This window comes from Actinomadura oligospora ATCC 43269, from assembly GCF_000518265.1.
Taxonomy (GTDB): Bacteria; Actinomycetota; Actinomycetes; order Streptosporangiales; family Streptosporangiaceae; genus Spirillospora; species Spirillospora oligospora.
Window position 1 is genome coordinate 1 of the sequence record NZ_JADG01000034.1, and the last position, 19,820, is coordinate 19,820.

24 protein-coding genes are annotated in these 19,820 nt (G+C 67.9%); 1 reads left to right on the top strand and 23 read right to left on the bottom strand.

Annotated elements, in window-relative coordinates:
* Nucleotides 1-177: 177 nt before the first annotated feature.
* The 21 genes from P696_RS0131305 to P696_RS57080 form a co-directional block, all read right to left on the bottom strand.
* A complete protein-coding gene (locus P696_RS0131305) occupies nucleotides 178-1,590 on the bottom strand; it encodes a tyrosine-type recombinase/integrase (protein WP_026415419.1) in 1,413 nt (470 codons plus the stop codon).
* Complete coding sequence (locus P696_RS0131310) at nucleotides 1,590-1,787, bottom strand: helix-turn-helix transcriptional regulator (RefSeq protein WP_026415420.1); 198 nt, start codon at nucleotides 1,785-1,787, stop codon at nucleotides 1,590-1,592. The genes P696_RS0131305 and P696_RS0131310 overlap by 1 nt, the downstream gene beginning before the upstream one ends.
* 35 nt (nucleotides 1,788-1,822) lie before the next feature.
* Entirely contained in the window at nucleotides 1,823-3,454 is a 1,632-nt protein-coding gene (locus P696_RS49335; RefSeq protein ID WP_084338503.1) for a DUF3987 domain-containing protein, read from the bottom strand.
* On the bottom strand, nucleotides 3,451-4,380 hold the full coding sequence (locus P696_RS0131320; protein ID WP_034488072.1) for a bifunctional DNA primase/polymerase: 930 nt from the start codon (nucleotides 4,378-4,380) through the stop codon (nucleotides 3,451-3,453). The genes P696_RS49335 and P696_RS0131320 overlap by 4 nt, the downstream gene beginning before the upstream one ends.
* Nucleotides 4,377-5,225 carry a deazapurine DNA modification protein DpdA family protein gene (locus tag P696_RS0131325; protein ID WP_211245902.1) on the bottom strand — a complete coding sequence of 283 codons (849 nt, stop codon included), beginning with the start codon at nucleotides 5,223-5,225 and terminating at the stop codon, nucleotides 4,377-4,379. Before P696_RS0131325 ends, P696_RS0131320 begins: the two co-directional genes overlap by 4 nt.
* Entirely contained in the window at nucleotides 5,222-5,617 is a 396-nt protein-coding gene (locus P696_RS0131330) for a hypothetical protein (RefSeq protein WP_026415423.1), read from the bottom strand. Before P696_RS0131330 ends, P696_RS0131325 begins: the two co-directional genes overlap by 4 nt.
* 128 nt (nucleotides 5,618-5,745) lie before the next feature.
* On the bottom strand, nucleotides 5,746-6,534 hold the full coding sequence (locus tag P696_RS0131335) for a hypothetical protein (protein WP_026415424.1): 789 nt from the start codon (nucleotides 6,532-6,534) through the stop codon (nucleotides 5,746-5,748).
* 19 nt (nucleotides 6,535-6,553) lie between these two features.
* Nucleotides 6,554-6,799 (bottom strand): zinc finger-like domain-containing protein, encoded by a 246-nt coding sequence (locus P696_RS0131340; RefSeq protein WP_157430027.1) that lies wholly within the window; start codon nucleotides 6,797-6,799, stop codon nucleotides 6,554-6,556.
* Nucleotides 6,800-6,835: 36 nt separating this feature from the next.
* Nucleotides 6,836-7,138: a hypothetical protein gene (locus tag P696_RS53140; RefSeq protein ID WP_051468412.1), complete on the bottom strand. Its 303-nt coding sequence runs from the start codon at nucleotides 7,136-7,138 to the stop codon at nucleotides 6,836-6,838.
* A gap of 20 nt (nucleotides 7,139-7,158) precedes the next feature.
* Nucleotides 7,159-7,875: a hypothetical protein gene (locus P696_RS58895; RefSeq protein WP_026415426.1), complete on the bottom strand. Its 717-nt coding sequence runs from the start codon at nucleotides 7,873-7,875 to the stop codon at nucleotides 7,159-7,161.
* Nucleotides 7,876-8,023: 148 nt separating this feature from the next.
* Nucleotides 8,024-10,267: a cell division protein FtsK gene (locus P696_RS49345; protein ID WP_157430028.1), complete on the bottom strand. Its 2,244-nt coding sequence runs from the start codon at nucleotides 10,265-10,267 to the stop codon at nucleotides 8,024-8,026.
* Nucleotides 10,264-11,388, bottom strand: a complete 1,125-nt coding sequence (locus tag P696_RS53145; RefSeq protein WP_026415427.1) for a hypothetical protein — start codon at nucleotides 11,386-11,388, stop codon at nucleotides 10,264-10,266. The genes P696_RS49345 and P696_RS53145 overlap by 4 nt, the downstream gene beginning before the upstream one ends.
* Before the next feature lie 98 nt (nucleotides 11,389-11,486).
* Complete coding sequence (locus P696_RS0131365; RefSeq protein ID WP_026415428.1) at nucleotides 11,487-11,750, bottom strand: hypothetical protein; 264 nt, start codon at nucleotides 11,748-11,750, stop codon at nucleotides 11,487-11,489.
* The gene (locus tag P696_RS56425) at nucleotides 11,747-12,043 is read right to left on the bottom strand and encodes a hypothetical protein (protein ID WP_157430029.1); all 297 of its coding nucleotides are present in this window, start codon (nucleotides 12,041-12,043) and stop codon (nucleotides 11,747-11,749) included. Before P696_RS56425 ends, P696_RS0131365 begins: the two co-directional genes overlap by 4 nt.
* A 61-nt stretch (nucleotides 12,044-12,104) precedes the next feature.
* Nucleotides 12,105-12,563 carry a hypothetical protein gene (locus tag P696_RS0131375; protein ID WP_026415429.1) on the bottom strand — a complete coding sequence of 153 codons (459 nt, stop codon included), beginning with the start codon at nucleotides 12,561-12,563 and terminating at the stop codon, nucleotides 12,105-12,107.
* Nucleotides 12,563-13,096 carry a hypothetical protein gene (locus P696_RS0131380; protein ID WP_026415430.1) on the bottom strand — a complete coding sequence of 178 codons (534 nt, stop codon included), beginning with the start codon at nucleotides 13,094-13,096 and terminating at the stop codon, nucleotides 12,563-12,565. The genes P696_RS0131375 and P696_RS0131380 overlap by 1 nt, the downstream gene beginning before the upstream one ends.
* Nucleotides 13,093-13,308, bottom strand: coding sequence for a hypothetical protein (locus P696_RS0131385; protein WP_026415431.1), 216 nt, complete (start codon nucleotides 13,306-13,308; stop codon nucleotides 13,093-13,095). Before P696_RS0131385 ends, P696_RS0131380 begins: the two co-directional genes overlap by 4 nt.
* Before the next feature lies 1 nt (nucleotide 13,309).
* On the bottom strand, nucleotides 13,310-13,687 hold the full coding sequence (locus P696_RS0131390; protein ID WP_026415432.1) for a hypothetical protein: 378 nt from the start codon (nucleotides 13,685-13,687) through the stop codon (nucleotides 13,310-13,312).
* Nucleotides 13,684-14,592 (bottom strand): DUF4097 family beta strand repeat-containing protein, encoded by a 909-nt coding sequence (locus P696_RS0131395; protein ID WP_084338505.1) that lies wholly within the window; start codon nucleotides 14,590-14,592, stop codon nucleotides 13,684-13,686. The genes P696_RS0131390 and P696_RS0131395 overlap by 4 nt, the downstream gene beginning before the upstream one ends.
* A 45-nt stretch (nucleotides 14,593-14,637) precedes the next feature.
* Entirely contained in the window at nucleotides 14,638-14,937 is a 300-nt protein-coding gene (locus P696_RS57075) for a WhiB family transcriptional regulator (RefSeq protein WP_034488075.1), read from the bottom strand.
* A gap of 98 nt (nucleotides 14,938-15,035) precedes the next feature.
* Complete coding sequence (locus P696_RS57080) at nucleotides 15,036-15,179, bottom strand: hypothetical protein (protein WP_170026633.1); 144 nt, start codon at nucleotides 15,177-15,179, stop codon at nucleotides 15,036-15,038.
* Nucleotides 15,180-15,443: 264 nt separating this feature from the next.
* Here P696_RS57080 and P696_RS0131410 point away from each other — a divergent pair, with 264 nt between their 5' ends.
* On the top strand, nucleotides 15,444-16,703 hold the full coding sequence (locus tag P696_RS0131410; protein WP_026415434.1) for an NsdA family TPR-like regulatory protein: 1,260 nt from the start codon (nucleotides 15,444-15,446) through the stop codon (nucleotides 16,701-16,703).
* A 570-nt stretch (nucleotides 16,704-17,273) separates the two neighbouring features.
* Here the strand turns inward: P696_RS0131410 and P696_RS56430 are convergent.
* Nucleotides 17,274-18,119: a hypothetical protein gene (locus tag P696_RS56430; RefSeq protein ID WP_157430030.1), complete on the bottom strand. Its 846-nt coding sequence runs from the start codon at nucleotides 18,117-18,119 to the stop codon at nucleotides 17,274-17,276.
* Between the two features lie 71 nt (nucleotides 18,120-18,190).
* Nucleotides 18,191-18,976 (bottom strand): hypothetical protein, encoded by a 786-nt coding sequence (locus P696_RS56435; RefSeq protein WP_157430031.1) that lies wholly within the window; start codon nucleotides 18,974-18,976, stop codon nucleotides 18,191-18,193.
* Nucleotides 18,977-19,820: the final 844 nt, after the last annotated feature.

Consider the following 19,820-nt stretch of genomic DNA (forward strand, 5'->3'; position numbering starts at 1 on the left):
CTCCTAAAGCGGGTGTCGCAGGTTCGAATCCTGCCGGGGGCACAAGATCAAGCAGCACAAAGAGCCCTCTGACCTGTGAAAACACCGGTCAGAGGGCTCTTGATCTATGCGGTTGTGTGCGGCGGGGTGCGGCTCCATGCGGCTGGTTCTGCCCAATGCCTGCCCACTGGGCAGGGTTCAGGACTCGCGGAGCGCCGCCGAGATCCGCTTCTTCGCGGTCTCGTCCTTCCCGTCGATGCACTTGGCGTAGATCCTCAGCAGGACTTCCACGCTGTGGCCAGCCCATTCGGCGACCTGTGCTGCCGGTACTCCTCCGTTGAGCCAGGTGGAGACGCAGGCGTGCCGCAGGTCGTAAGGGCGTTCGGCCAACGGGGACGCGGCCTGGGCTGGGGTCAGCGCATCCGCTCGTGCCACCTGCCAGGACCTGCGATAGGTGATGTTGGGAAGCTCACCACCCCGGACGCCGTAGAACACGCGCCCGTCGGGTCCTTCGGCGAACTCCGCCAGGTGACTGCGCAGGATGGCGACGAGGTCCGGCGGGCAGGGGACGTGCCGGGATTCGTCGTCGGCGCGGTGCTTGAGTGCGCGCTCCTCGCGCAGCGCGCCGTCGTCGGTCCAATCTCGTCCGACGAATGGTGCTGCCTTGTACACGATGATCTCGCCCCAGCCCTCGGCGGGCTCTTCCTGCATTCCGGTCTCGGGGTCAGTGATCAGGTCGGGCAGGGTGATGTGGTCACGCCGCAGGTTCACGACTTCCTCCGGGCGGAGCGCGGAGTAGTACATCACCGCGAAGAAGGCGACGAGACGCCTTCCGCTTCGGGGTTGGCGCCCGACAGCCGCCAGCAGCGCACGGGCTTGGGCGTGGTTGATCACACGGCGCCGGTCGACCTCGCCGGTGATGCGCGGGGGTTTCCACTTCAAGGCGCGCACGGGGTTGGAGTCCAGCAGTTCGAGTTCAACGGCGTAATCCAGGGCGTTGGCCAGGATCATCCGGTGTTTGCGGGCAGTGGTCGCCGCGGCGGTGGTGCCGTCCAGTTTCGAGGTGGCGGAGTCAAGCGCGGCACGTGCGGTGCCTTCGCTGGCGAGAGCCGAGACGGGCATGGTGTTTTCGGCCAGCCATGCGAGAGCCTTGGCCACGTCGGCGGTCGCGTTCGGCCGGTTCTTGGTGTTGTAGCCCCAGCGTCGCATGGCGGCACGCAGACGCTTGTCATCGGGCTTTCCCCGCCGGTTCGTGAGCATCGCCGCGGTGATCGCGGTGAGCGCACGGGCGATGTCATCGCGGTACCGGCCTGACGCGGTCTTCCACTTCATGTCCACGTACTTGCAGGCGAAGTCATACCAGCTCATGTCCTGCCGGTTCTTGCGCCCCCAGGAGACCGGTTCGCCGGTGTCCAGGCTGAATGCTTCGCCGTTGCGAGCGGCAGTGATCAGGCTGCTCCGGTAGGAGTCAGCCTGCGCGTCCTTCGGGAAGCTGCGCTTCCATTCCGGCAGGTCGTCGGTCTTCCAACGGACGCGGTAGGAGGTGACCTTGCCTTCTTTGTTCCTGCGGACTTCTGTCCTGTAGACCCGGACTTTGTAGGTGGTACGCATCAGGCCGCGTTCTCCTGCCGGGAATCAAGCCAGTGCTCGTAGTCGGCCGGGCGGATACGGAGCTGCCCATTTGGGATCTTGATGCAGCGTGGTGCTGTGCCCTTGGCGCGCCATTCGTAAAAGGTGCGCGGGGTGATCTGGAGCCTCTCGCAGAACTCGTCCACGGTCAGCATTCGGCCGGTGGAGGGCTTTTTCATCTGGGGACCTTGTCTCTCGGAGCGTGATCGGTTGGTCAGTTGTGGGGCGCCGTGCTTGGTGGCTGAGCGCCTTGTGGGTCGTGGATTTGGGGGTGGACGTGGTAGGTGGGCGAGGGGCGGCGGCCGGGCCCGGTGCGTTCGGGGTCGGGTTGGCGGCGTATCCATCCGTATTGCTCCAGGATGTCGAGGGCGGGTTCGAGGGTTGCGACGGTGCCGAATTGGCTGCGCGGCAGTTTGCTGAACAGGAGTCGGACGGTGAATTCGCTGGGCTGGTGGTGTTCCAGCCAGCGCAGGACGTGGCGGGCTTTTTCCTGGGCCGGGTCGGCGCCCATGGCGTCGAAGGCTGCGACGGCGTGGGCGGTGAAGTATTCGCCGATGGTGATGGCGGCGTGCATGGTCGCCTCGGAGATGGGCGTGCGGTAGCCGTCGCGGATGTTGTCGGCCAAGTGCATCAGCCCGGCGATGCGGACGACGGCGCCGACGAATTTGCCCGCCCAGTCGGCGAGGTAGCCCAGGTCTCCGGTTTCGGGGTGCAGGCGGGGTTCGTGTCTGGTCTCCAGCTCCAGAAGGGCGGCGTCGGCATCGGCGGATAGTTGGAGGCTGGCGGGGTCGTCCCATCCGTGGAGTTCGGCCACCAGTTTCCGCAGGCGGGTGTCGTAGGTGGCGGCGACGTGGGGCGGAATGGGCGGCGGCGGCGGGTTGATCTGGCGTCGGCCGACGTTGCTGGCGGGGATCGCGTACAGCACGCGCGCCAGCAGCCCTTTGCCTCGGAATCCGGGCATGGAAGCGATGTCGGTGATGACCTCGGGCTGGACGGCCAGCCCGAGGGTGAGGGCGGCGTGTTCGACATGTTCGGCGGGCCTGCCCTGACGGTCGACGCGGAGCATGTCGCCCGCGTGCCCTTTGAGGAAGACCTCCAGGTTGGGGGTCTTGGCGTAGCGTCCGCCGATGGTGGCGAAGATGCCGCCTTCGGCTGACAGGACCGCCAGCCGTCCGCCCTGTTCGGCCAGCAGGCTCGCAGCTGCTTCCGGGGTGATGTCGTCGGCCACCAGGCGCGGCAGGACCGGAATGGCGACGGCGTTCACGGCCATGGCCGCAGAGGATGCCTCGGCGAATGCCTTGTCGGCGGCGTCGCTTCCGGGTACCTGGGAGTCGCTGGCGGCGAGGGCGGCGGCTTTACCTGCGGCCTTGTCTGCTGCGGATTTGGCCACGCGGCGCGCCAGTTCGGCTTCTTTGATCTGAGGTTCGGTGCGGGATATCAGCTCGCGTTCGGCGGTGAGCAGGGGTTGGGTCATGGCGCGGAACACGGCCGACTTGCGGGAAGCCGGTGGCATGGCCACGACGGTGAAGATGTTGACCGGTTCCACCCAGGAGCCTCGGACGTTCACCACGGCGCGGCCCCCGGTTGCCGTGGACAGCGCGGCCAGCGCGACGCAGCTGGCCAGGTCGACGGGGGTTTGGGTGAACTCGGCGACGGCGTCCACCTGGGCGCCGACCCAGTCGGGCAGCACTGCCGACGGGAAGAGCGGCAGGGAGCGGTGGGTGCCGATGGGGACAGGGGCGTCCCAGGCGGCGGTTTCGGCGTGGGCGTGCAACCGTCGTGCGGCGTCGAGTTGGTCCAGCACGGTGTCGGCCGTGCGGGGGGCGCGGCGTGCGGAAGCGGTCATGCCACCCTCCGGGGTTCGCGGGCGCCGCGGTCCATTCCGGAGCGGATGGTGGCGGCGGCCTCGGCCGAGGGCTGCCCCACTGCTTCCCCTGCTTTCTGGAGGGCGTCTTGGGCCAGGTCACGGGGCAGGACTCCGGCAGCGATGAGTTGCCCGAGCCGGATGGATGCCTGGAACAGGGTGGTGTTGTGCTGGTGAGCGGGCGAGTCCAGGACGTTCTGCACCTCGCCGCGTAGCGCCCGGTCGGCGTAGCGGGTGATGCGGTCGGCGCCGAGGGTGGCCAGCCGCGACCGAAGAACGTCGTCCGGGGCGGCGCTGTGGTGGCGCGGCTGCGCGGGGGTGAGTAGTTCGGTGAGCCAGCCGGGCAGTCGGGCGGGTGGCGCGTCGTGGATGACCTCGTAGGTTCCGGTGGTGCCGTCGGGCAGGTTGACAGTGCTGCCGGGCGCGACGACGTAGCCACCGGCGGCGCGGGTGTCGATCAGCCAGCCGAGCCGTTCGGTGGTGTTGCCCAGCCGGACGCCGTCGGGTGCGGTGAAGTACAGGTGCAGCCCGCCGCGGCCGGTGGAGACCTGGAGGGTGTCGAACGGGAACGGCTGGCCGTGCCGTTCGCACAGCGCGGCGAAGGCGTCGGCGCCCTCGCAAATGCCGGGCTCATCGGCCAGGTTCGGGGGTGGGGACTGTCCGGGCTTGGGCCGGTCCAGGTCGATGACCACCAGGTTGGACGGGCCGCAGGCGATCGCGATGTTGAACGGGCCGCGTCCCCAGAACGCTCGGATGCGGGCGGGGTGGTCGGTTGCGTGCTGTTCCCAGTCGGTGAAGCCGCGAACGGGCCGCTTGTCGCCGGGCCGCAGCGGGAAGATGCGCCAGCCGCGCGAGGCGTGTGCGAGGGCGTGCATCGACATCGGACGTCGGGGCAGGTCGTCGGTCATGGTGCGTCTCCCCACGAGGTGGTGTCCGTGGTGAAGAGGGCGGCTTGCTGACCACGCGTGGCGAGTCCGGTAAGCAGGCGGTTGCGCCACTGCCGGGCATAGGTCAGGCAGTTGGCACAGTTCTTATGGCCGGTGCAGCCAGGCAGAGCGGGCATGCGGCGGGCGCTGTAACTCCAGGCCATGGAGTCGGCCGACGCGAGATGGAGTCCGTAGCGGGCAAGTCCCTGCGTCTTGACGCCGAACCCGTGCAGCCGGAGTCCAAGGCCAGCGAGGGTGGCAGTGATGTGGCCGATCTCGCCGGTGGACTGCCGGCGGCACACTGACCCCAGACCAACGCGGGGCATGGCCCCGAGATCCACTCCTGCGGACGCGTACAGCTCAACGCAGTACACGTAGTCGGGCAAGCTCCAGCCCTGCACGACCGGCATCCACGGCAGGCTGGGCGCCAGCTCGCGAAGGGTCAGGTAGTTGGCAACGGTGCGGTGCTGGTGTTCGCGCACGCTCAGGCCAGTCCGCTCGACCATGGACGGCTCGCACATCCAGTCCTGGGGCGAGATGAAGTCGAACGGGCCGGCCTGTTCGGTGTAGCGGACGACAGCCTCGGTGTACTGCTCTGGAGCGGTCACCCACTTGCCGTTCAGCGAGATCTCGGTGAACCCGCCGGAGTCCAACGCCTTGCGGCATGTGGACGGGCGCAGCCGGGCCTTGCGTGCGAGCTGGCGATGGGAGACAAACAGCGGGAAGTCTGTCTGCCACAGCCAGTGCGGCTGGTGGGCCCCCAAGTAGAACAGTGCATTGGTCGAAGGGCCTCTGTCAGCGGACTCGTCATACAGCGAGATCGTCACGCCGCATCACCGTCCGCTGCGTCCGCGCTGGGGCTGTCGGTGGCCAGCGGGGACACCAGGCCCTCGGGGTCAAGCAGGAACTGGTGGCCGAACGGGCAGGACCAGCGGTCGGCGCGCGCGTCGGGGTCGATGGCGTGCCAGCGGGTGCCGACGGCGCCGCAGCCCGCGATCGGGCAGTCGGGGCCGTCCAGAACGGGCCAGCTGGTGAGAGGGGTGATCCATGCGTCCTGGCAGGCCGCGCAGATCCATACCTGCACCGGGGCGCCGTCGGTGATCCGGTGAGCGGGACCGACCCAGCGGACCCGGTGGTCGTTGCGGCAGGTCGGGCAGTCGGCGAGGGCCGATGACGGCCACTGCTCAGTGGGTGGGCGGTGCGGACGGTTGTGCGTCATGATGGTGGGGCTCCTTCTAGGTTCCCGGCGGGCTTGCTCGTTCGGGGACGTGGTCGGTTGGAGCAGACCCCCAGTGGCGTGCTTGGTGGCTGACCACTGGGGGTCGCTCCGTCTACGGGGTGTCGCGGTCAGGCGGCGGCGAGACCCGACTGCCTGTGGCGAGCCAGGCGGGCGTGCCACTCGGACGCGGAATCACCGCACCGATGGCTGGCCAGGACTGGCGCGATCGCGCCGATGAAGTGGTCTCCGCAGGTCACCAGGAGCATGCGGTGGCGCCGGTGGAATCTGACCGGGTTGCGCGTGCCGGACGGGGCTCCGGCGAAGCGGGCCAGTAGGCGAGGGTCGATCCAGATTGGGACGTCGGCATCGGCCAGCGGCGGGGCGTCAGGGCCCTCGGGGCTGCTGTCACCGCTGGATGCCTCGGCCAGGCGGGGCAGCAGGAGCCCTCGCCAGTCCATCAGCGGTTCACGCGTGGCGGGCCCGACGTCATAGGTGGCGTCCGGGTGCGGGCTGAACTTGTCACGGCGGTGCTCCAGGTGCAGCCCGTCGGGCGTGATGGTCAGCGCGACGGTGTGCCGGACCCCGATCAGCCTCAGCATGGAGCGGACGGGCGCCGTCGGGACGGTGATGGCGAAGTCACCGGGGGCGAACCGGTCGGCGGGGCCGACCGCGTCGGGCCCGGTGAGGGTCCACCGGTGCACTCCCAGGGTGTAGCCGCAGGTGGCGATCAGGTACAGCTCATCGCCGCAGACCTCGATCCCGATCGCGTCGGGGATGTTGCGGGTACCGCGGGTGGGCAGGTGCGGCAGGACGGGCGCGAACATCTGCCGCAACATGGCTCCGGAGTACGTCAGGTGGAGACGGGGCTTGGTCGGGCTGGTCATGGCGGTCCATTCGATGCTGCTGTGGTCGGACATGGGTCGTGGTCCTTCCGGGTCAGCGGAACAGGCTGGGCGGGCGTCCGGTGCCGCCGCAGGCGTGACAGGGGCTGTCGCCGAAGAACCCCCGGTGTACGCCGCTGCCCCGACAGGTGGCACACACGCGGCGGGCGAGGCCGAGCAGGGCCCACCGGATGAGCCAGTAGGCGGCGGCGATGGCGAGCAAGACGGACAGCAGGTCGGTCGGGATCGCGGCGTGGGCTGGGTGTTGGGTCGCGGTGAGGTCCATGGGTGTCCTCGGCATGCCGTGGTTTTGGGCGTGGGCTGGGTGTTGGGCAGGTCAGCGGTCTTCGAGGCGGCGGGGGTGGGTGGCGTGTTCGGTGGCTCGCCGGTCGCGTTTGCGCTGGCGCTCCTTGGCCAGTTCGGAGCGGACTGAAAGGACGGTGCGGTGTGCGGTGCGGGACCCGAGTCGCTGGGAGCGGCCGGTCCCGGAACAGCGGTTGCAGGGACCGAACCGGCGGCGGTTGCTGCCGGGTTTGCGGCCGGTCCCTGAGCAGCGGCGGCAGGGGCGGAAGGGGTAGGTGTAGACGCTGACCGCCCAGATCACGGCGGCGGCCATGGTCAGCAACGTGAGGGTGACCATCTGGGGTTCTCCTTCGTGAGTCAGGGCTTCCAGCGGCCGACCACGTGGGGCTTGGCCCACGAGATGGTCTTGCGGCGGTCGATGACGATGTCGCCGTTGGGCTGGAGGACGATCTCGTCTTCGCGGATGTTGTCGGCAGCGAAGGTCTCGGCCACCAGCGCCTTGATCTGCCTCTCGGTCATGGGAGGCTTGCCATCGGCGCGGGCCTGTGGGATGGGCTGGCTCTGTTCGGCAGCCTGCTGGTAGCCGTCTTCCAGCCCAATGGCCATGGCCTCGGCGAAGGCTTCCTTCCAGATCTGGCAGGCGTACCGGCGGCAGTCGGTGTCTTGGCAGGTGCGGTGGTCGTGCGTCGGCTTGCGCGCGCTGGCTTTGCCTGCGGGCGGGGCGATGGGCTTGCTGCCGGTGGCCGTTCGGGTAGTGCCGGGCTTGGCCGGGGAACTCTTGCGGCGGGCTGTGGCGGCGGCCTTGCGGCGGGCGGCCTGCTTACGCTTGCGGGCGGCGGCCTGCTTGCGCGCGGCGGCGGCCTTGCGCTGCTTGAAGTCGGTCGAGACCTGGCAGGTGTGGAGCAGGCCGCGCGGCTTGCCGCAGGTGCGGCAGGTGGTGGTGACGGTCACGCTCGGCTTGAGGCGGGTCTTGGCGGACTTGTTGCGGCGGTTCAGGCGGGTGACGCAGGTGTGGGTCAGCCCGCGGGGCTTGCCGCACCGTCCGCACTTGAACACCTGGATCTTCAGGGCCATGGGGTCCTCACATCGTGGGTCTGGGGCCGGGTGCCGCTACCCGCTACCGGGCAGGTCAGCGGGGGTGGGCGGGTAGCGGAAGGTCGCGGCTGATGGCGTTTGTGCAGGTCGGGCCGGTAGCGGCGCCGCTACCGGGTAGCGGGCTCGATCAGCTGGCGGCGGCGGTGTCGGCGGCGCGCTGCACGGCTTGCTTGCGGCATCCCTTGCGGGTCACTCCGGCGCGCTTGACGTCCACGCTCGGCACGCCGAGGTCACGGCATTGCGCCGAGATCGCGTCGGCGGTGACGTCGGCCCACCGGTCGCCGATCTGGCTGGCGAGCCGTTCGGCGAGTTCGTTCCAGTGCAGGCCAGGGTCGCCGCCGAACACGGTGAGGACGTCGGCGAGGACGTCACGGTCGGGGGTGGTGGTGTCTTGCCCGGCGGCGTAGCCGGTCAGGGTGCCAGCGCGCTCGCGGAGCTTGCGGGCGGCGGTGAGGATCTTTTCGGCGTCGCCGTGGTCGGCCAGGTGGGTACGGACGGTCGGGGTGTGGTCGGTGGCGCCGTACAGGTAGCCGACGCCCAGGTAGGGCTTGCCGACCGGCAGCGTGGAGGCGTCGAAGCCTTCGGAGTAGGCGTCTCCGCCCAGGATGGCGTCGGAGACGTTGCGGTTGCCGCAGCGCAGCGCGAACCGGACGGCGTGGTTGTCGCGGTACCGGGTGAACAGCCGCTGCACGTCCCCGGCGCCGATCCCGGACGGCTTCTGCGAGCTGGACAGCAGGATGACGCCGGAGGACGGGCCGACGGCCAGGATGAACGACAGCAGGTCGGCGATCTGCTTGTTGAGTTCCTGGTCGGGGAGTTCGTAGTAGTTCTGGAACTCCTCCATGACCAGCATCCAGATGAACAGCCGCTTGGGGTACTTGCGGCACAGTTCCTCGGTCAGCTTGCCTTCGGGGCATTCCTCCACCGTCAGGGTGGACAGGAAGTCGTTGGTGTCGATGATGTGCTGCTTGATCTCGGTCAGGGCGTCGATGAGCTGGCGGGCCGGGTCCCCCGCGCGGTTGGGCATGGTGCCGCGAATGAAGTGGTAGGCGACGGCGGCGAACTTGTTCCAGTCCGGGGAGTTCTTGCCGTCCACCACGCTGATCCGGACGTGGGCGTCCAGGGCGGCGTACAGGGCCAGCAGCCGGGCGGCGAAGGTCTTGCCCTTGCGGGGCTGGGCACCGATCAGGATGGAGATCCACAGCAGGCCGAGGGTGACCTTGCGGGAGTGTTCGTCCAGGCCGAACGGGGCGGGCTGCCAGATGTTGCGGGGCTTGCAGTCCAGCAGCGGCGTCTTGCCCGCCGGAATGGCGAGCGGGTCGCGGTCCATGACGGTGAGGGTGTGGCGGCGGTGGCTAGACGGGTCGTGGGTCAGGTACACCTGCGAGGGGGCGACGTCCAGCCCGGACGCCAGGTCGTCCTTAGCGCTGACGGCGTCGTCGAAGCCGGTGCCGTGCGGCAGCACGACCTTGACCTGCGAGCCCTGGCCTTCCTTGGTACGGGACATGGTGGTCTCGAAGGTGACCTGCTTGCCAGGCTTTTCGGGGTGGCCGAGCCCGGCGGCGTAGTAGGCGCGCAGTACCACGTCGTGGTTCAGCAGCCGGAACCGCGGGACCGTTGTCGCCGGGACGATGATCGGGTGGTCTTCCGGGCGGCCCAGGTGCGCCAGCCACGGCACCGCCACCAGCGCCACGGCGCCCCAGGCCCACCACGGCGCCACGCTCACCATGAGCAGCCCGGCGGCCAGCAGCCCGAACGCCTGACCGGCCAGGATGGTGCCGCGCACGCGGCGGGTCTCCTTCACCTCGCGGTGGAGCTTGTACCATTCGCGCGAGTCGCCCGAGGCGACCGCCAGCGACCGCAGGTAGTCGTTCTCGCTCACCCACCACCAGGCGAGTTGGCGGGAGATCAGGCGCCGTACCCCGACCGCGCTCCACGCCAGCGACAGCAGCAGGTAGCGGGGGGCGCGGACGGCGTGGAAGGCGGTCCGGTGCAAGAACCGGCGGGTGTGCCGGGCGATCGCCTCGCCGACACCGCCGAGCGTGCGCAGGTTCTCCGGGATGACCGGGTAGGCGTCCCCGTCCGGGTCGTCCAGCAGGTACCCGATCCCGTCGTCCACCGGTTCGGGGCCGGTGTCGGGCTCGGGGTCGAACTGCACCTCGAACGAGGTGTCGATGTCGGCGGTTCCGGCATCGTCGCCGTCGGGTGCGTCCTCGGTCAGGCGCAGCGGAATGACCTCGGCATCGCCCCGTCCGGCGGCGTCTTCGGGGTTGGGAAACCGGCGGCCGGTCGGCATGCTGGGCTGGCCGTCCAGGACCGGCAGGGTGTCCGGCTGCGCCGTGTCGTGGGTCGGGTTCTTGGGCGTGTTCATGCGGCCTGTCCTTCCGTGGCCGGTGCCGGAGTGGTGTCAGGGACGGCGGGCTCTGCGGCGGTGGTCGGCTCCGTGGGTTCGGTCTTCAGGTGGGTGAGCAGGGCGCCAACGCGGGCGTTGCCTGCGGTGTGTCCGGCCTGCCGCAACTGCGCGGCCAGGCTGTCGCGGGTGAGCGGTTCCCCGCTCGCGGCGAGCTCGGCGGCGATACGCCGTCCCAGCGGCAGCAGCTCGGTCACGTCCACCTGGGCGCGCGCGGCGGTCCGGGACGAACGCTTGGACCGTCCACCCGTGGCGCGGCTGGACGATGTCTTCCGTGTCCGGGCTCCGGTTCGTCCGGTCGTCGTGGACGAGTCGTCGGACGGCGACGTGGACGGAGTGGACGCCTGGTTGGACGGTCCGCTCTCGTGCGGGCTGGACGGTCCAGCCCCAAGGGCCGGACGCTCGCCCGAGGGCAGCGCGGACGGCGTGACGGACGGTCCGGGCGCGGGCAGGGCACGGCGTCCAGGCGCGACGGGTGCTTCGTCCAGCACCCAGGCGCGGAACCCCTTGCAGGTGGTGATCGGCGCCAGCCCGAGGCGTAGCACCCACAGGCTGATCCCGCGCGCTGCAGTCAGCGGCGAGGTGGTGTCAGCGTCGTATCCGGTCAGGGCACGCCGCCGGACGACCGCGATCAGCCGGTCGGACGCGGCGGCGTACAGAGCGGCAGGCAGCACCCAGGCGGCCACCGACTTGGCCGAACCGACGTCCGCGCTCAGGGCGTTCATGAGCAGCGATCCGGCCACGCACGCCATGTTCAGCGTCCGCTCGGCGACCGCCGGACGCCCCAGCCGTGCCTGCGCCAGCGCCAGCAGCGCGAAGATGACCGCGGCAGTGTCCAAGCCGAGGGCTTCCAGCGTGGACGCCAGGTGCTCGTGCTTGACCGCGTGGACGAACTGGTACTGCGCCCGGTAGGACACGTAGCCCTGCGCGAGCGCCAGGGCCAGCAGCAGCAGCGCGGCGCCCGCCAGCAGCCAGCCCCCGACACGGTCCGCCTCGCGGGAGGTGTCCTGCCCGGTCGCCGTCTGGGGTGTGCGGCGGCGGGTCAGGAAGCCGGGCAGGTAGCGCAGGTTGAACACCTGCACCGGACGACCGTGCTGATCGGAGGTGGCTCCGCCAGCCTCGGCTCTCCAACTGCTTGCACTGTCGGGGTGGCCGAACTCCGGCGGCGGGGTGAAGGCGGTCATGGCGCCATGCCCCCCGCCTTGCTGATGGCGAACGCAGGCCGCTCGACGGTGAGTAGATGCCAGCCGCCAGCGCGCAGCGACCGGTAGATGATCCGGGCGGCGTACGCCGTCAACGCCAGCATCGCCAACGCGGTGAGGGCGAACATCAGCATCGGATGGGTGACCAGGAGCACCGCACCGACACCAGCGAGGCGAACCGGGGACAAACACAGCCATCCCACCGCCACCAAGACGGCCGTCAGAAGGATCACGATGGTCATGCCGCCTCCTCCAGGTCGGTGTGGGCGGGGGTGTTGGCCCAGGCGGGCACGGTGAGCGGGGCGTGGGTCTCGTGGTCGAGGTCGGCGGCCATCACCGTCTTGCGGCAGGACGGGCACCGGAAGTGCACCGGCCCACCGTCGAGCGGCGTGTGGCAGGTCGGGCACGCCTTGGCCGCACCGGGTTGGGTGGTGGCCGGGGTCTGGGGCTCGTTCGGGGGCGTGGTCGGTCGGAGCGTCCGGGACGGCGTCGTGCTTGGTGGCTGAACGCCGGTCCGGCGGGTCGGGGCGGGCATTACTCCTCCAGGTTGGTCGGGACAGCGGTAAGGCGGGCGAAGGTGCCGAACTCGGCGGGGCTCATGCGTCACGGGCCTGGCCGCGCGGGCGGGACGTCTGGGCGCCCTCCAGGCCGGACAGAGCGGAATGCGCGATGTGGAGACCGGATCGGGCCGTGATCAGGCTTCGGGAGACCACGCGTACGGCCTCGCACATCTCGGCGTACGCGGCCTGGGCGTCGCCGCCGTGCGAGCCGTAGTTCGGGTTCTCCTGGACGCGGCCCTCGGTGACGCCGTCGTCGATGAACTCGGTCATCTGGGTGAGGACCTGCGGCAGCCGGGCGATGGCGTCGGTCAACGCGCCGAGCACGCTGTAGACGTCGCCGGGGTGGCGGAGCCCGCTCTTGTCGGGCATGGTCGCGTAGGCCAGCAGACGGGTCGCCTCGGCGATACCGTCGGCGATCGCGATGGTCTGCTGGGGGTGGTGCCCACCGTCGATGCGGGCGGGCCGGGCGCCGGGGTCGGTACGGATCTCGATCATCAGGCGGTCTCCCCGTGGTTCGTGTGCGTGCTGGCAGGCTGCGTGTTCAGGTCGGCGTCGCCCTTGGCCCAGTCGGGTCGGGTGGGCGGACTGAAGGTGATGGCGGGGACGTGGTCGGCGGCGTAGGGCGCCCAGGCCATGGGGGCGCCGTCGTGGCGGCGCCAGTGCTGCCAGGTGATGGGGGTTCCGCCGTCGGGGACCAGTGCGGCGCCGCACACCTGGCAGGTCGCGGCGCCGGGGTCGAGCACCGCGTTCAGGTAGGTCAGGATGCGGTCCAGCTCGCTGTAGGCGGCCTGCACCGCCTTCTCGATGGCCTCGGCGGCGTCCTTGGCGTCCTGGCTGTCGGGCAGGGGGGCGAACTGGCCCAGGGCCAGCGCGGTCGGGACCTTCGACAGTTCGTGCAGGGCGCGGGCGTAGCGAAGGGACGTGCGCGTCCAGGTGCCGCGCAGCCAAAGCCGCTCGGCGTGGTCGCTGCGCGCCGCTCCGGCGGTGGCGGAGTGCGTCGCGGCAGGGGTGTGCGGGTGAGTGGTCATCGTCGGCCTCCGGAGTGCCGGTTGGCCAGGGCCGTCAGGCCGGTGACCGAGCCGAACAGGGTGATCGGGGCGAGCGGGACGGCCAGGAATCCGGTGATGGTGAACCAGAGCAGGCAGGCGGTCAGGCAGGCCAGGTTGAAGCAGACCGCGGCGGTCAGCAGCAGCCCAGCGAAGGACTGGCGGTGGATGCCGGTCGGCTGGTTGCTCGCCATGTCAGGCCACCCCCAGGCTGATGAGCAGTGCGGCGCCGAACAGGCACACCTTGTGGAAGGACTGGTCCAGCACGGCGGCGCCGGTGCCGAGGGACGGGTTGTCGTTGTGGCCGGGTCGGGGCGCGCCGACGGTGACGAACTCACCCTTGCCAGGCACCACGGTGCGGCCCAGCAGCCTGGCAAGCGCGGCCAAGACGACGAACACCGTTTTGGTGGCGGTCAGGGTGGCCACGTGCCGGGCGCAGGCCAGGCGGCCAGCCCAGCCGAGGGCGCCCTTCCCGCACGCCTGCCCGTGCGTCTGCAACCAGTAGTCCCCCAGCTCGTGGGCGGCGTACAGCGCGATGAACACGCACGCGAAGGACACGGCAGTGGCGTTCACCGGGCACCTCCGGGGATGTGCACGCGGCCGGTCCGGCTGGAGGCGCGCACGGTCAGGGTGGCGGGGTTCAGGTGCGGTCCGGCATCGATGCCCACGCTCCCCGTCGCCGAGCGGGCGGTGACCTCACCAGGGCCGGACGCTGTCAGGCTGATGTCGCCGGAGGCGGCTTCCAGGTAGGCGGTGCCGCCGGTGCCGTAGGCGGCGTAGTCGCCCACGGTGATCGCACCGGACTTGGTGCGTGCGGAGACGTCCGCCGTGTGGCCGATGCGGATGCCCCCGGACCTGCTGTTGACCTGGGCGTGCTCGGCGACCTCGGCTCGGATGCGGCCCGAGGCGGTGTTGGTGATCAGGTAGCGGGCGTTCTCGACGGTCACCCCACCGGAGGTAGAGGTGGCTTTGACGCCCTCGTAGGTGCCAGCGGCGTCCAGGTCGGCGCTCCGGGTGCAGGACACCAGCGCCGACTGCTCCGGCAGATATGCAGTGACGGTGACCGTCCCGACGGTTCCGCCGACCACGGCGTTGCCCACGATCGTCATCCCGTCGACCGTGACGTTGCCATCACCGACGTTGATCACGCCATCGTTGATGGTCACGCCGGTCACCGTGGCGCCGCGCGGCACGTTGCCGGAGTTCTGGGTGACGCGGATCTTGCCGTCGTGGGAGACCACGGTGCTGTGCGCGCCGCTGACCTCGGGCACCCGCACGATCAGCTCGTCACGCTCGGGGTTCCAAGTCAGTACGGTGTCCCGCACCGCCTCGGCCAGCGCCGGGTCATCGGTTGAGACAGTCACCTCGGCGACCGTGCGGCCGGGTTCGGTGTGGACTCGGATGAGGCCGTGCGGCAGGTCCACCGACAGCAGCACCGGGCCGTTCTGAGGAGCGGTCACGGTATTACGAGTGGTCATCGCAGTTCGGGTCCTTCCAGACGAGGGTCAGATCGGTCAGGCATGTCAGGCGGCCTTCCGCGATCGCCAGTCCGGCAGTTCGGCGATCTCCTCCGGGGTGAGCCCCGCCCAGATACCGCGGGTGGGCCGCACCCGCCGCACGTACGCCAAGCACGACGTCGCCCGCAGCGGGCACTCGGCGCACACCTGCCGGGCGACCTCCTCGCGGGCAGATCGCCACTCCGGGGACTCGCCAGCCGGAACGTCCGGCCCGTCGTGCAGTTCGGGGTCGAACCGGCATGCGACCTGATCGGCCAGCTCGTCACGCAGACGAGCGCCCGATCCAGGCGGGAAGGGGGTTCTCACAACGGGCTCCTTCTCGTTCGGGACGTGATCGGTTGGAGGGGCGGGCGGCCATCGGCGCAGGTGGGCTTGGTGGCTGACCGACGGCGCCCGCCAGGGCGTCAGCCCAAGCTGCTCATGAAGGTCATGGCGGAGTGCGCGACGTGGTTCACACCGTGCGCGGCCCCCACCGGGTTCTTGATCGCGAACGCCAGAACGGCGACGAACACGAGGTAGGGCCAGATCCTCTTCGACTGCGGAACCATCGGGCTCCCCTCTCGGTAGTGCCTCAGCGGGTTGCAGTGCCCCGGCTACAGAACCGACAATACAAACTCAGTTTGTATTGTCAAGGGTGTCTCTGAGTGATCACCCCTGCGGCGCTCCGTGGTCGTCGGCACGGCTCTAAGGTGAGCCAGACGTGATGTGGGGCACAGACTGTCGAGGGGTGACGACTGCTCGTCACCCCTCGACCGTCATCCCTCAAGGGGGTACAAACTGGGAGTGGAAGACGCCGACGGAGGGGGCACGCCGTGCACGAGGACCGGCCCGCATGGGCCCAGCGGATCACCGCTGAGCGCGAGGCTCGCGGCTGGAACAAGCCCCAGTTCGTCGAGGCGCTACGTGCTCACACCACAGACGAACTGCCGGGCAAAGCGTCCATGCTGCGGCGGGTCCACGCGTGGGAGAGCGGCGACTCGTGCCCGGACGACTTCTACAGGCCGTTGATCGCTAAGACCTTCGGCACCGTGACAGCGGCCATCTGGCCGGTGGAGGGGAACCGGGACGCGAACGCTGAATTGATCTCAGGTACCGGAATGGACACTCTGGAGATAGTTACCCGCCTGCGCGGGTCGTCCATCGACTCTGCGGTTCTTGAAGGGCTTCGGATCACGGTCGATCGCCTATGCAGCGAATATCCGTATCTCCCCGCCGAACAGCTACTTCAGGAAGGGCGTGCCTGGTTGCGACGGGTTACTGGGATGCTCGACCGGCGCCTGTCCTTGGCCCAGCATCGTGAGGTGCTGTCGCTCGCTGGATGGTTGGCGACTCTGGTGGGCTGCGTGGAATACGACACGTCCAACCGAGCTGCTGCCGAAGCCACCCGGCAGGCCGCATTCAGCCTCGGTGAGGACTCCGGCGATGCCGAGGTTATGGCGTGGTCGCAAGAGATGCGTGCCTGGTTTGCTCTAACGCGGGGCGACTACCGCGGGGTTATTGCGGCGGCGGAGATGGGCCACGAAATTTCGGGCGACTCTCGTGCGGCGGTCCAGCTCTATGCGCAGAAGGCCAAGGCGTGGGCGCGGGTTGGTGACCGGCGGCAGATGGAAGTCGCGCTCGACTCAGGGCGCGCTCTTCTGGAGGGGCTTCCCCACCCTGACAACCTTGACCATCACTTCGTGGTAGACCCAGCGAAATGGGACTTCTACTCCATGGACTGCTACCGGCTGCTCGGCTCGAAGAACGATGGGGCCGGGACTGAGAACCGGCTCGCCGAATCTTACGCCCGTGAAGTCCTGCGGTCGGGCACTGACACTTCTGGCCTTGAACGGTCGCCGATGCGAAACGCGGAAGCGAGGATCACGCTGGGCGTCATTGCTGCACGCGAAGGTGATCTGGAGCAAGCCCTGAGCTACGGCAAGCGGGCACTCGGAGGCGAGCGACAGTCAGTCCCCAGCCTGCTCATGGTCTCGCGCGAACTGGGAGCCGTCGTTAAGGAACGCTACTCCGACGACCCTGACGCGTCTGAATACCTGGACCAGCTCCGGCAGCTTCGCGACCGGGCAGCTTGACGCATAGCTAGGCGCCGGACTTCCTACCCCCGATCCCAGGGCGTGGGCGTCCTTCCTGCCATTCGATGATCCGGGCAGGCTTCCAAACGTGTGTCCGGCCGATCGTCATGTCCGGCTGGGGCATCTGGTTCCGCAACCTGTATGAACTCACCGTCGAGACACCGACCCCCAGGTAGGCGGCGACGTCAGATGTCGTCCACCACTCGGCTTCGGGGTCAGGAGTCGTCTGTTTGCTCACCACACCCTGGATGGTAGTGCGATCCTCAGGCATCTGTTCGAAGATGGAAGGCGGCTGAAGGGCGCCGATGCCAGTATCTGGGGGAGAACATCGCTGGCAGGGGTTCCAAACCCTGCGATAGCAGCACTCTGGAAGACTCCCGCCGAGATGAGGACGTCTGGCCGGCCGAGAGGCGATTGCCCATAGGCGTGCAGTGCCCAGCGCAGGCCGGTCAGGGGCAGCGTGCTACTCAGGGCGTGCACGTCACGCACTGCAGGTGGTTGCCAGCGGCTGGCCCGCGGGGTGGTTCGTCGCGGAATCCGCCAGAATCCCCACGCTGCTGGCCCAGTCCTTCAGTTGTCGCCAGCTAGGCGTTTGAACTTCAAGTCATCCACAGATTTAGGAATCTTACTAAAGATCTCTGTTTGGATAGATATGTCATCCAATTGGAGGCCGGGGTTGCTCACCGTCAGTATATTTTCTGTTTTGTAATTCAAGTACACCGGTGAATGCATTGCCTCTAGCTTCACACCCAGGATCGAATCTGCACTGCCCTCAATCCTATTTGCTCGAAAGACCCAAACTGCCGCTTCGATCCATCCTATAGGCCCCCAGTCCTTCCTTACGGCTGCCGCGATCTTTTGCCATTCGAGGAGAGAGGCTTTAACCCTCCATCGGAAGCGAGTCGCCTGGCCAGGGAGGAGGACGTATCTTCCGCGCGCTTCTTTGACAGGAACTCGACATGGGCTGTCGCACAACTCGGACTGACCTTCAACGAATTCTATTCTTGCCATGAATCCCTGCAAATAGACGGGTCGATCGTCCCGGTTTTGCATCACGCCATAGATGTCGAAGTAGATACTCCTATGGTCGAGATCGTCCACCGTAATTTGCATGCCTTCTTCAAGTCGGACGGCCCGACTTTCCTCTTCTTCGTTGAACAGCTTCCCTTCTTCTAGCCATGCCTGCGGAGAACTTTGCTCCAGTGCGAGGTAGAATTTTGGTGCGTTTTCCAGCATTTTTTGCTGGGCTCCGTGCAGCGCGGTAGTTTCGGCAACATCGCGCGAGCGTCCGGCTTCAATCGCGGAAGTCTCGCTTGCGCGAGCGCCCTGCTCTGCAGCAACGGCACTTCTCTTTGCGTATACCAGGGCGGCAAACGCGGCCAATATCGAAACTATCGATAGAATGAGCGAAAGCATCTGTGGCTCCGTATCTTGTTTAGGTTCATGTTGCCAGACGCGACACCCGCACGGAAGGAGTTCAGATCGGTTTATTTCCTCAAAGCTGACACGGCAGAGATGATTACCGCTACGACGCCTGTTGTGGCGGTAATCATGGTAATTCTCAAGGGTGTAACTGCCGGTTCGTAGCGAATTATCACTGCCGAGCGCGAATGGCGGAAAGCTATCATGATGAACACGATCACACCCGCCAGAGCGACAAGCTCGAACGGAAAAGTCAGGGCGGCGACATTCGTTACGTGCCTGCCATGAATCAAAGCATTCACCAGGTGGACCGGAACTGCCACCAAAAAAACGACAGCCAAAAAGGCGGCAGCCGCTATCGGTAGACCGAATATCAATGATGCCAGAAATTCCAAGCCTGACCTTAGGGTCGAGGCCTTTTTAGGCGAGCTCTTGGGCCACTCGGGTACTCGGATACTTCCAAATGCATACGGCTTCCTTGTTTTAAGGAAGCGCTCCATAAGCTCTGTATGGCGTCCAATGGCCCAAGTATGGTCGTCGGCCTCAACTGTTACCGATGTGAGTCTGCCCATACCTATCTGGATCTCAATCTCTCGAAGCGGAATTTCCTGATTCGCTTTGAGTGTCAGATTATCCAGGGTTGCCGGATTTCCGGCCTCTTGCGCCAGTGCCTCAAGCGTGTCTTGGCGAACTCGCTCTCGACTTTTGATGAAGTGAGTTAGAAGGATTTTCTTATCGGGATTGTCGAAACCCTTTAGGGCTAGGCTCCAAATTTCCGATAGCTGCTCCAGCGTCGGACGACATCCCTGCAATTCGCCTGTGCAAATGCGCGATCTACTCATGTTCTCCACACGTGGCATGGTCCGGCGTCCGTCATGAGATAGCTATCACATCGAATAGCCGGGCAAACTTTGGTGCGGGCACCCCTTCAAGTCCACAAGTGGCCGGGCCTGCACCTGGGGGCGGGGTCTGTCCACGCCGAGACGCCAGGGGCGCACGTCACGTGGACCGGACTCCGCGCCGAGCGCAAGCGACCCCAGCAGGCGTTTGGCTGCGGCTCCAGAGCCACCCCAGAATCCGCAGAATCCGCAGAACCCCCGCGCTGCTGGCCCAGACGTGGAGGTCCCTCGGCGCCGCGCACCGCGTATTGCCGCAGAAATCCGCGCAATCCCCTGACCTGCGAGGATGGTCGCTCACAGGTGGAGGCGTCGGGGGTTTCTGCGGAAGCTGCGGCAAGTTCTGCGGAGAACCTGTGACCTGCACGTTCCTGTGCTCGGGCGTCGAGGTAGCTATTCTGCGGATTCTGCGGCCGGGACCGTCGCCACTCCGTGCCGGCCAACCGGGCGTGGCAACGGCGGCGAGGTCTCTCGCAGGCTCAGTGCCCGGCGGGTCTTCCTCCTGCCGCGCGGCGAGGCGGGTTGGTGGGGGACAAGCTCCGGGGGCGCGATCCGCTGTGAGGCGGAGCGCTGAGATGGCCGCTCAGCGTCGTTCGGCGCATCGCGCGATAGATGGGATGGCGGTCGAGTCGGCCCCGTCAGAGCGGCGCCTAGCCTTGATCGTTGCCCAATGTGCGCCCAATCGGCGGGCCGCTCGTGATCAGTCGCAGTGTCTGCGCAGGTAGACGGCCCGGTTAGCGCGGGATGCGTACCTGACTCCTAAAGCGGGTGTCGCAGGTTCGAATCCTGCCGGGGGCAC

Coding starts and splice junctions, on each gene's coding strand:
- P696_RS0131305 (WP_026415419.1), bottom strand. CDS start 1,590: ATGCGTACCACCTACAAAGTCCGGGTCTACAGGACAGAAGTCCGCAGG.
- P696_RS0131310 (WP_026415420.1), bottom strand. CDS start 1,787: ATGAAAAAGCCCTCCACCGGCCGAATGCTGACCGTGGACGAGTTCTGC.
- P696_RS49335 (WP_084338503.1), bottom strand. CDS start 3,454: ATGACCGCTTCCGCACGCCGCGCCCCCCGCACGGCCGACACCGTGCTG.
- P696_RS0131320 (WP_034488072.1), bottom strand. CDS start 4,380: ATGACCGACGACCTGCCCCGACGTCCGATGTCGATGCACGCCCTCGCA.
- P696_RS0131330 (WP_026415423.1), bottom strand. CDS start 5,617: ATGACGCACAACCGTCCGCACCGCCCACCCACTGAGCAGTGGCCGTCA.
- P696_RS0131335 (WP_026415424.1), bottom strand. CDS start 6,534: ATGTCCGACCACAGCAGCATCGAATGGACCGCCATGACCAGCCCGACC.
- P696_RS0131340 (WP_157430027.1), bottom strand. CDS start 6,799: ATGCCGAGGACACCCATGGACCTCACCGCGACCCAACACCCAGCCCAC.
- P696_RS53140 (WP_051468412.1), bottom strand. CDS start 7,138: ATGGTCACCCTCACGTTGCTGACCATGGCCGCCGCCGTGATCTGGGCG.
- P696_RS58895 (WP_026415426.1), bottom strand. CDS start 7,875: ATGGCCCTGAAGATCCAGGTGTTCAAGTGCGGACGGTGCGGCAAGCCC.
- P696_RS49345 (WP_157430028.1), bottom strand. CDS start 10,267: ATGAACACGCCCAAGAACCCGACCCACGACACGGCGCAGCCGGACACC.
- P696_RS0131365 (WP_026415428.1), bottom strand. CDS start 11,750: ATGACCATCGTGATCCTTCTGACGGCCGTCTTGGTGGCGGTGGGATGG.
- P696_RS56425 (WP_157430029.1), bottom strand. CDS start 12,043: ATGCCCGCCCCGACCCGCCGGACCGGCGTTCAGCCACCAAGCACGACG.
- P696_RS0131375 (WP_026415429.1), bottom strand. CDS start 12,563: ATGATCGAGATCCGTACCGACCCCGGCGCCCGGCCCGCCCGCATCGAC.
- P696_RS0131380 (WP_026415430.1), bottom strand. CDS start 13,096: ATGACCACTCACCCGCACACCCCTGCCGCGACGCACTCCGCCACCGCC.
- P696_RS0131385 (WP_026415431.1), bottom strand. CDS start 13,308: ATGGCGAGCAACCAGCCGACCGGCATCCACCGCCAGTCCTTCGCTGGG.
- P696_RS0131395 (WP_084338505.1), bottom strand. CDS start 14,592: ATGACCACTCGTAATACCGTGACCGCTCCTCAGAACGGCCCGGTGCTG.
- P696_RS57080 (WP_170026633.1), bottom strand. CDS start 15,179: ATGGTTCCGCAGTCGAAGAGGATCTGGCCCTACCTCGTGTTCGTCGCC.
- P696_RS56430 (WP_157430030.1), bottom strand. CDS start 18,119: ATGCTTTCGCTCATTCTATCGATAGTTTCGATATTGGCCGCGTTTGCC.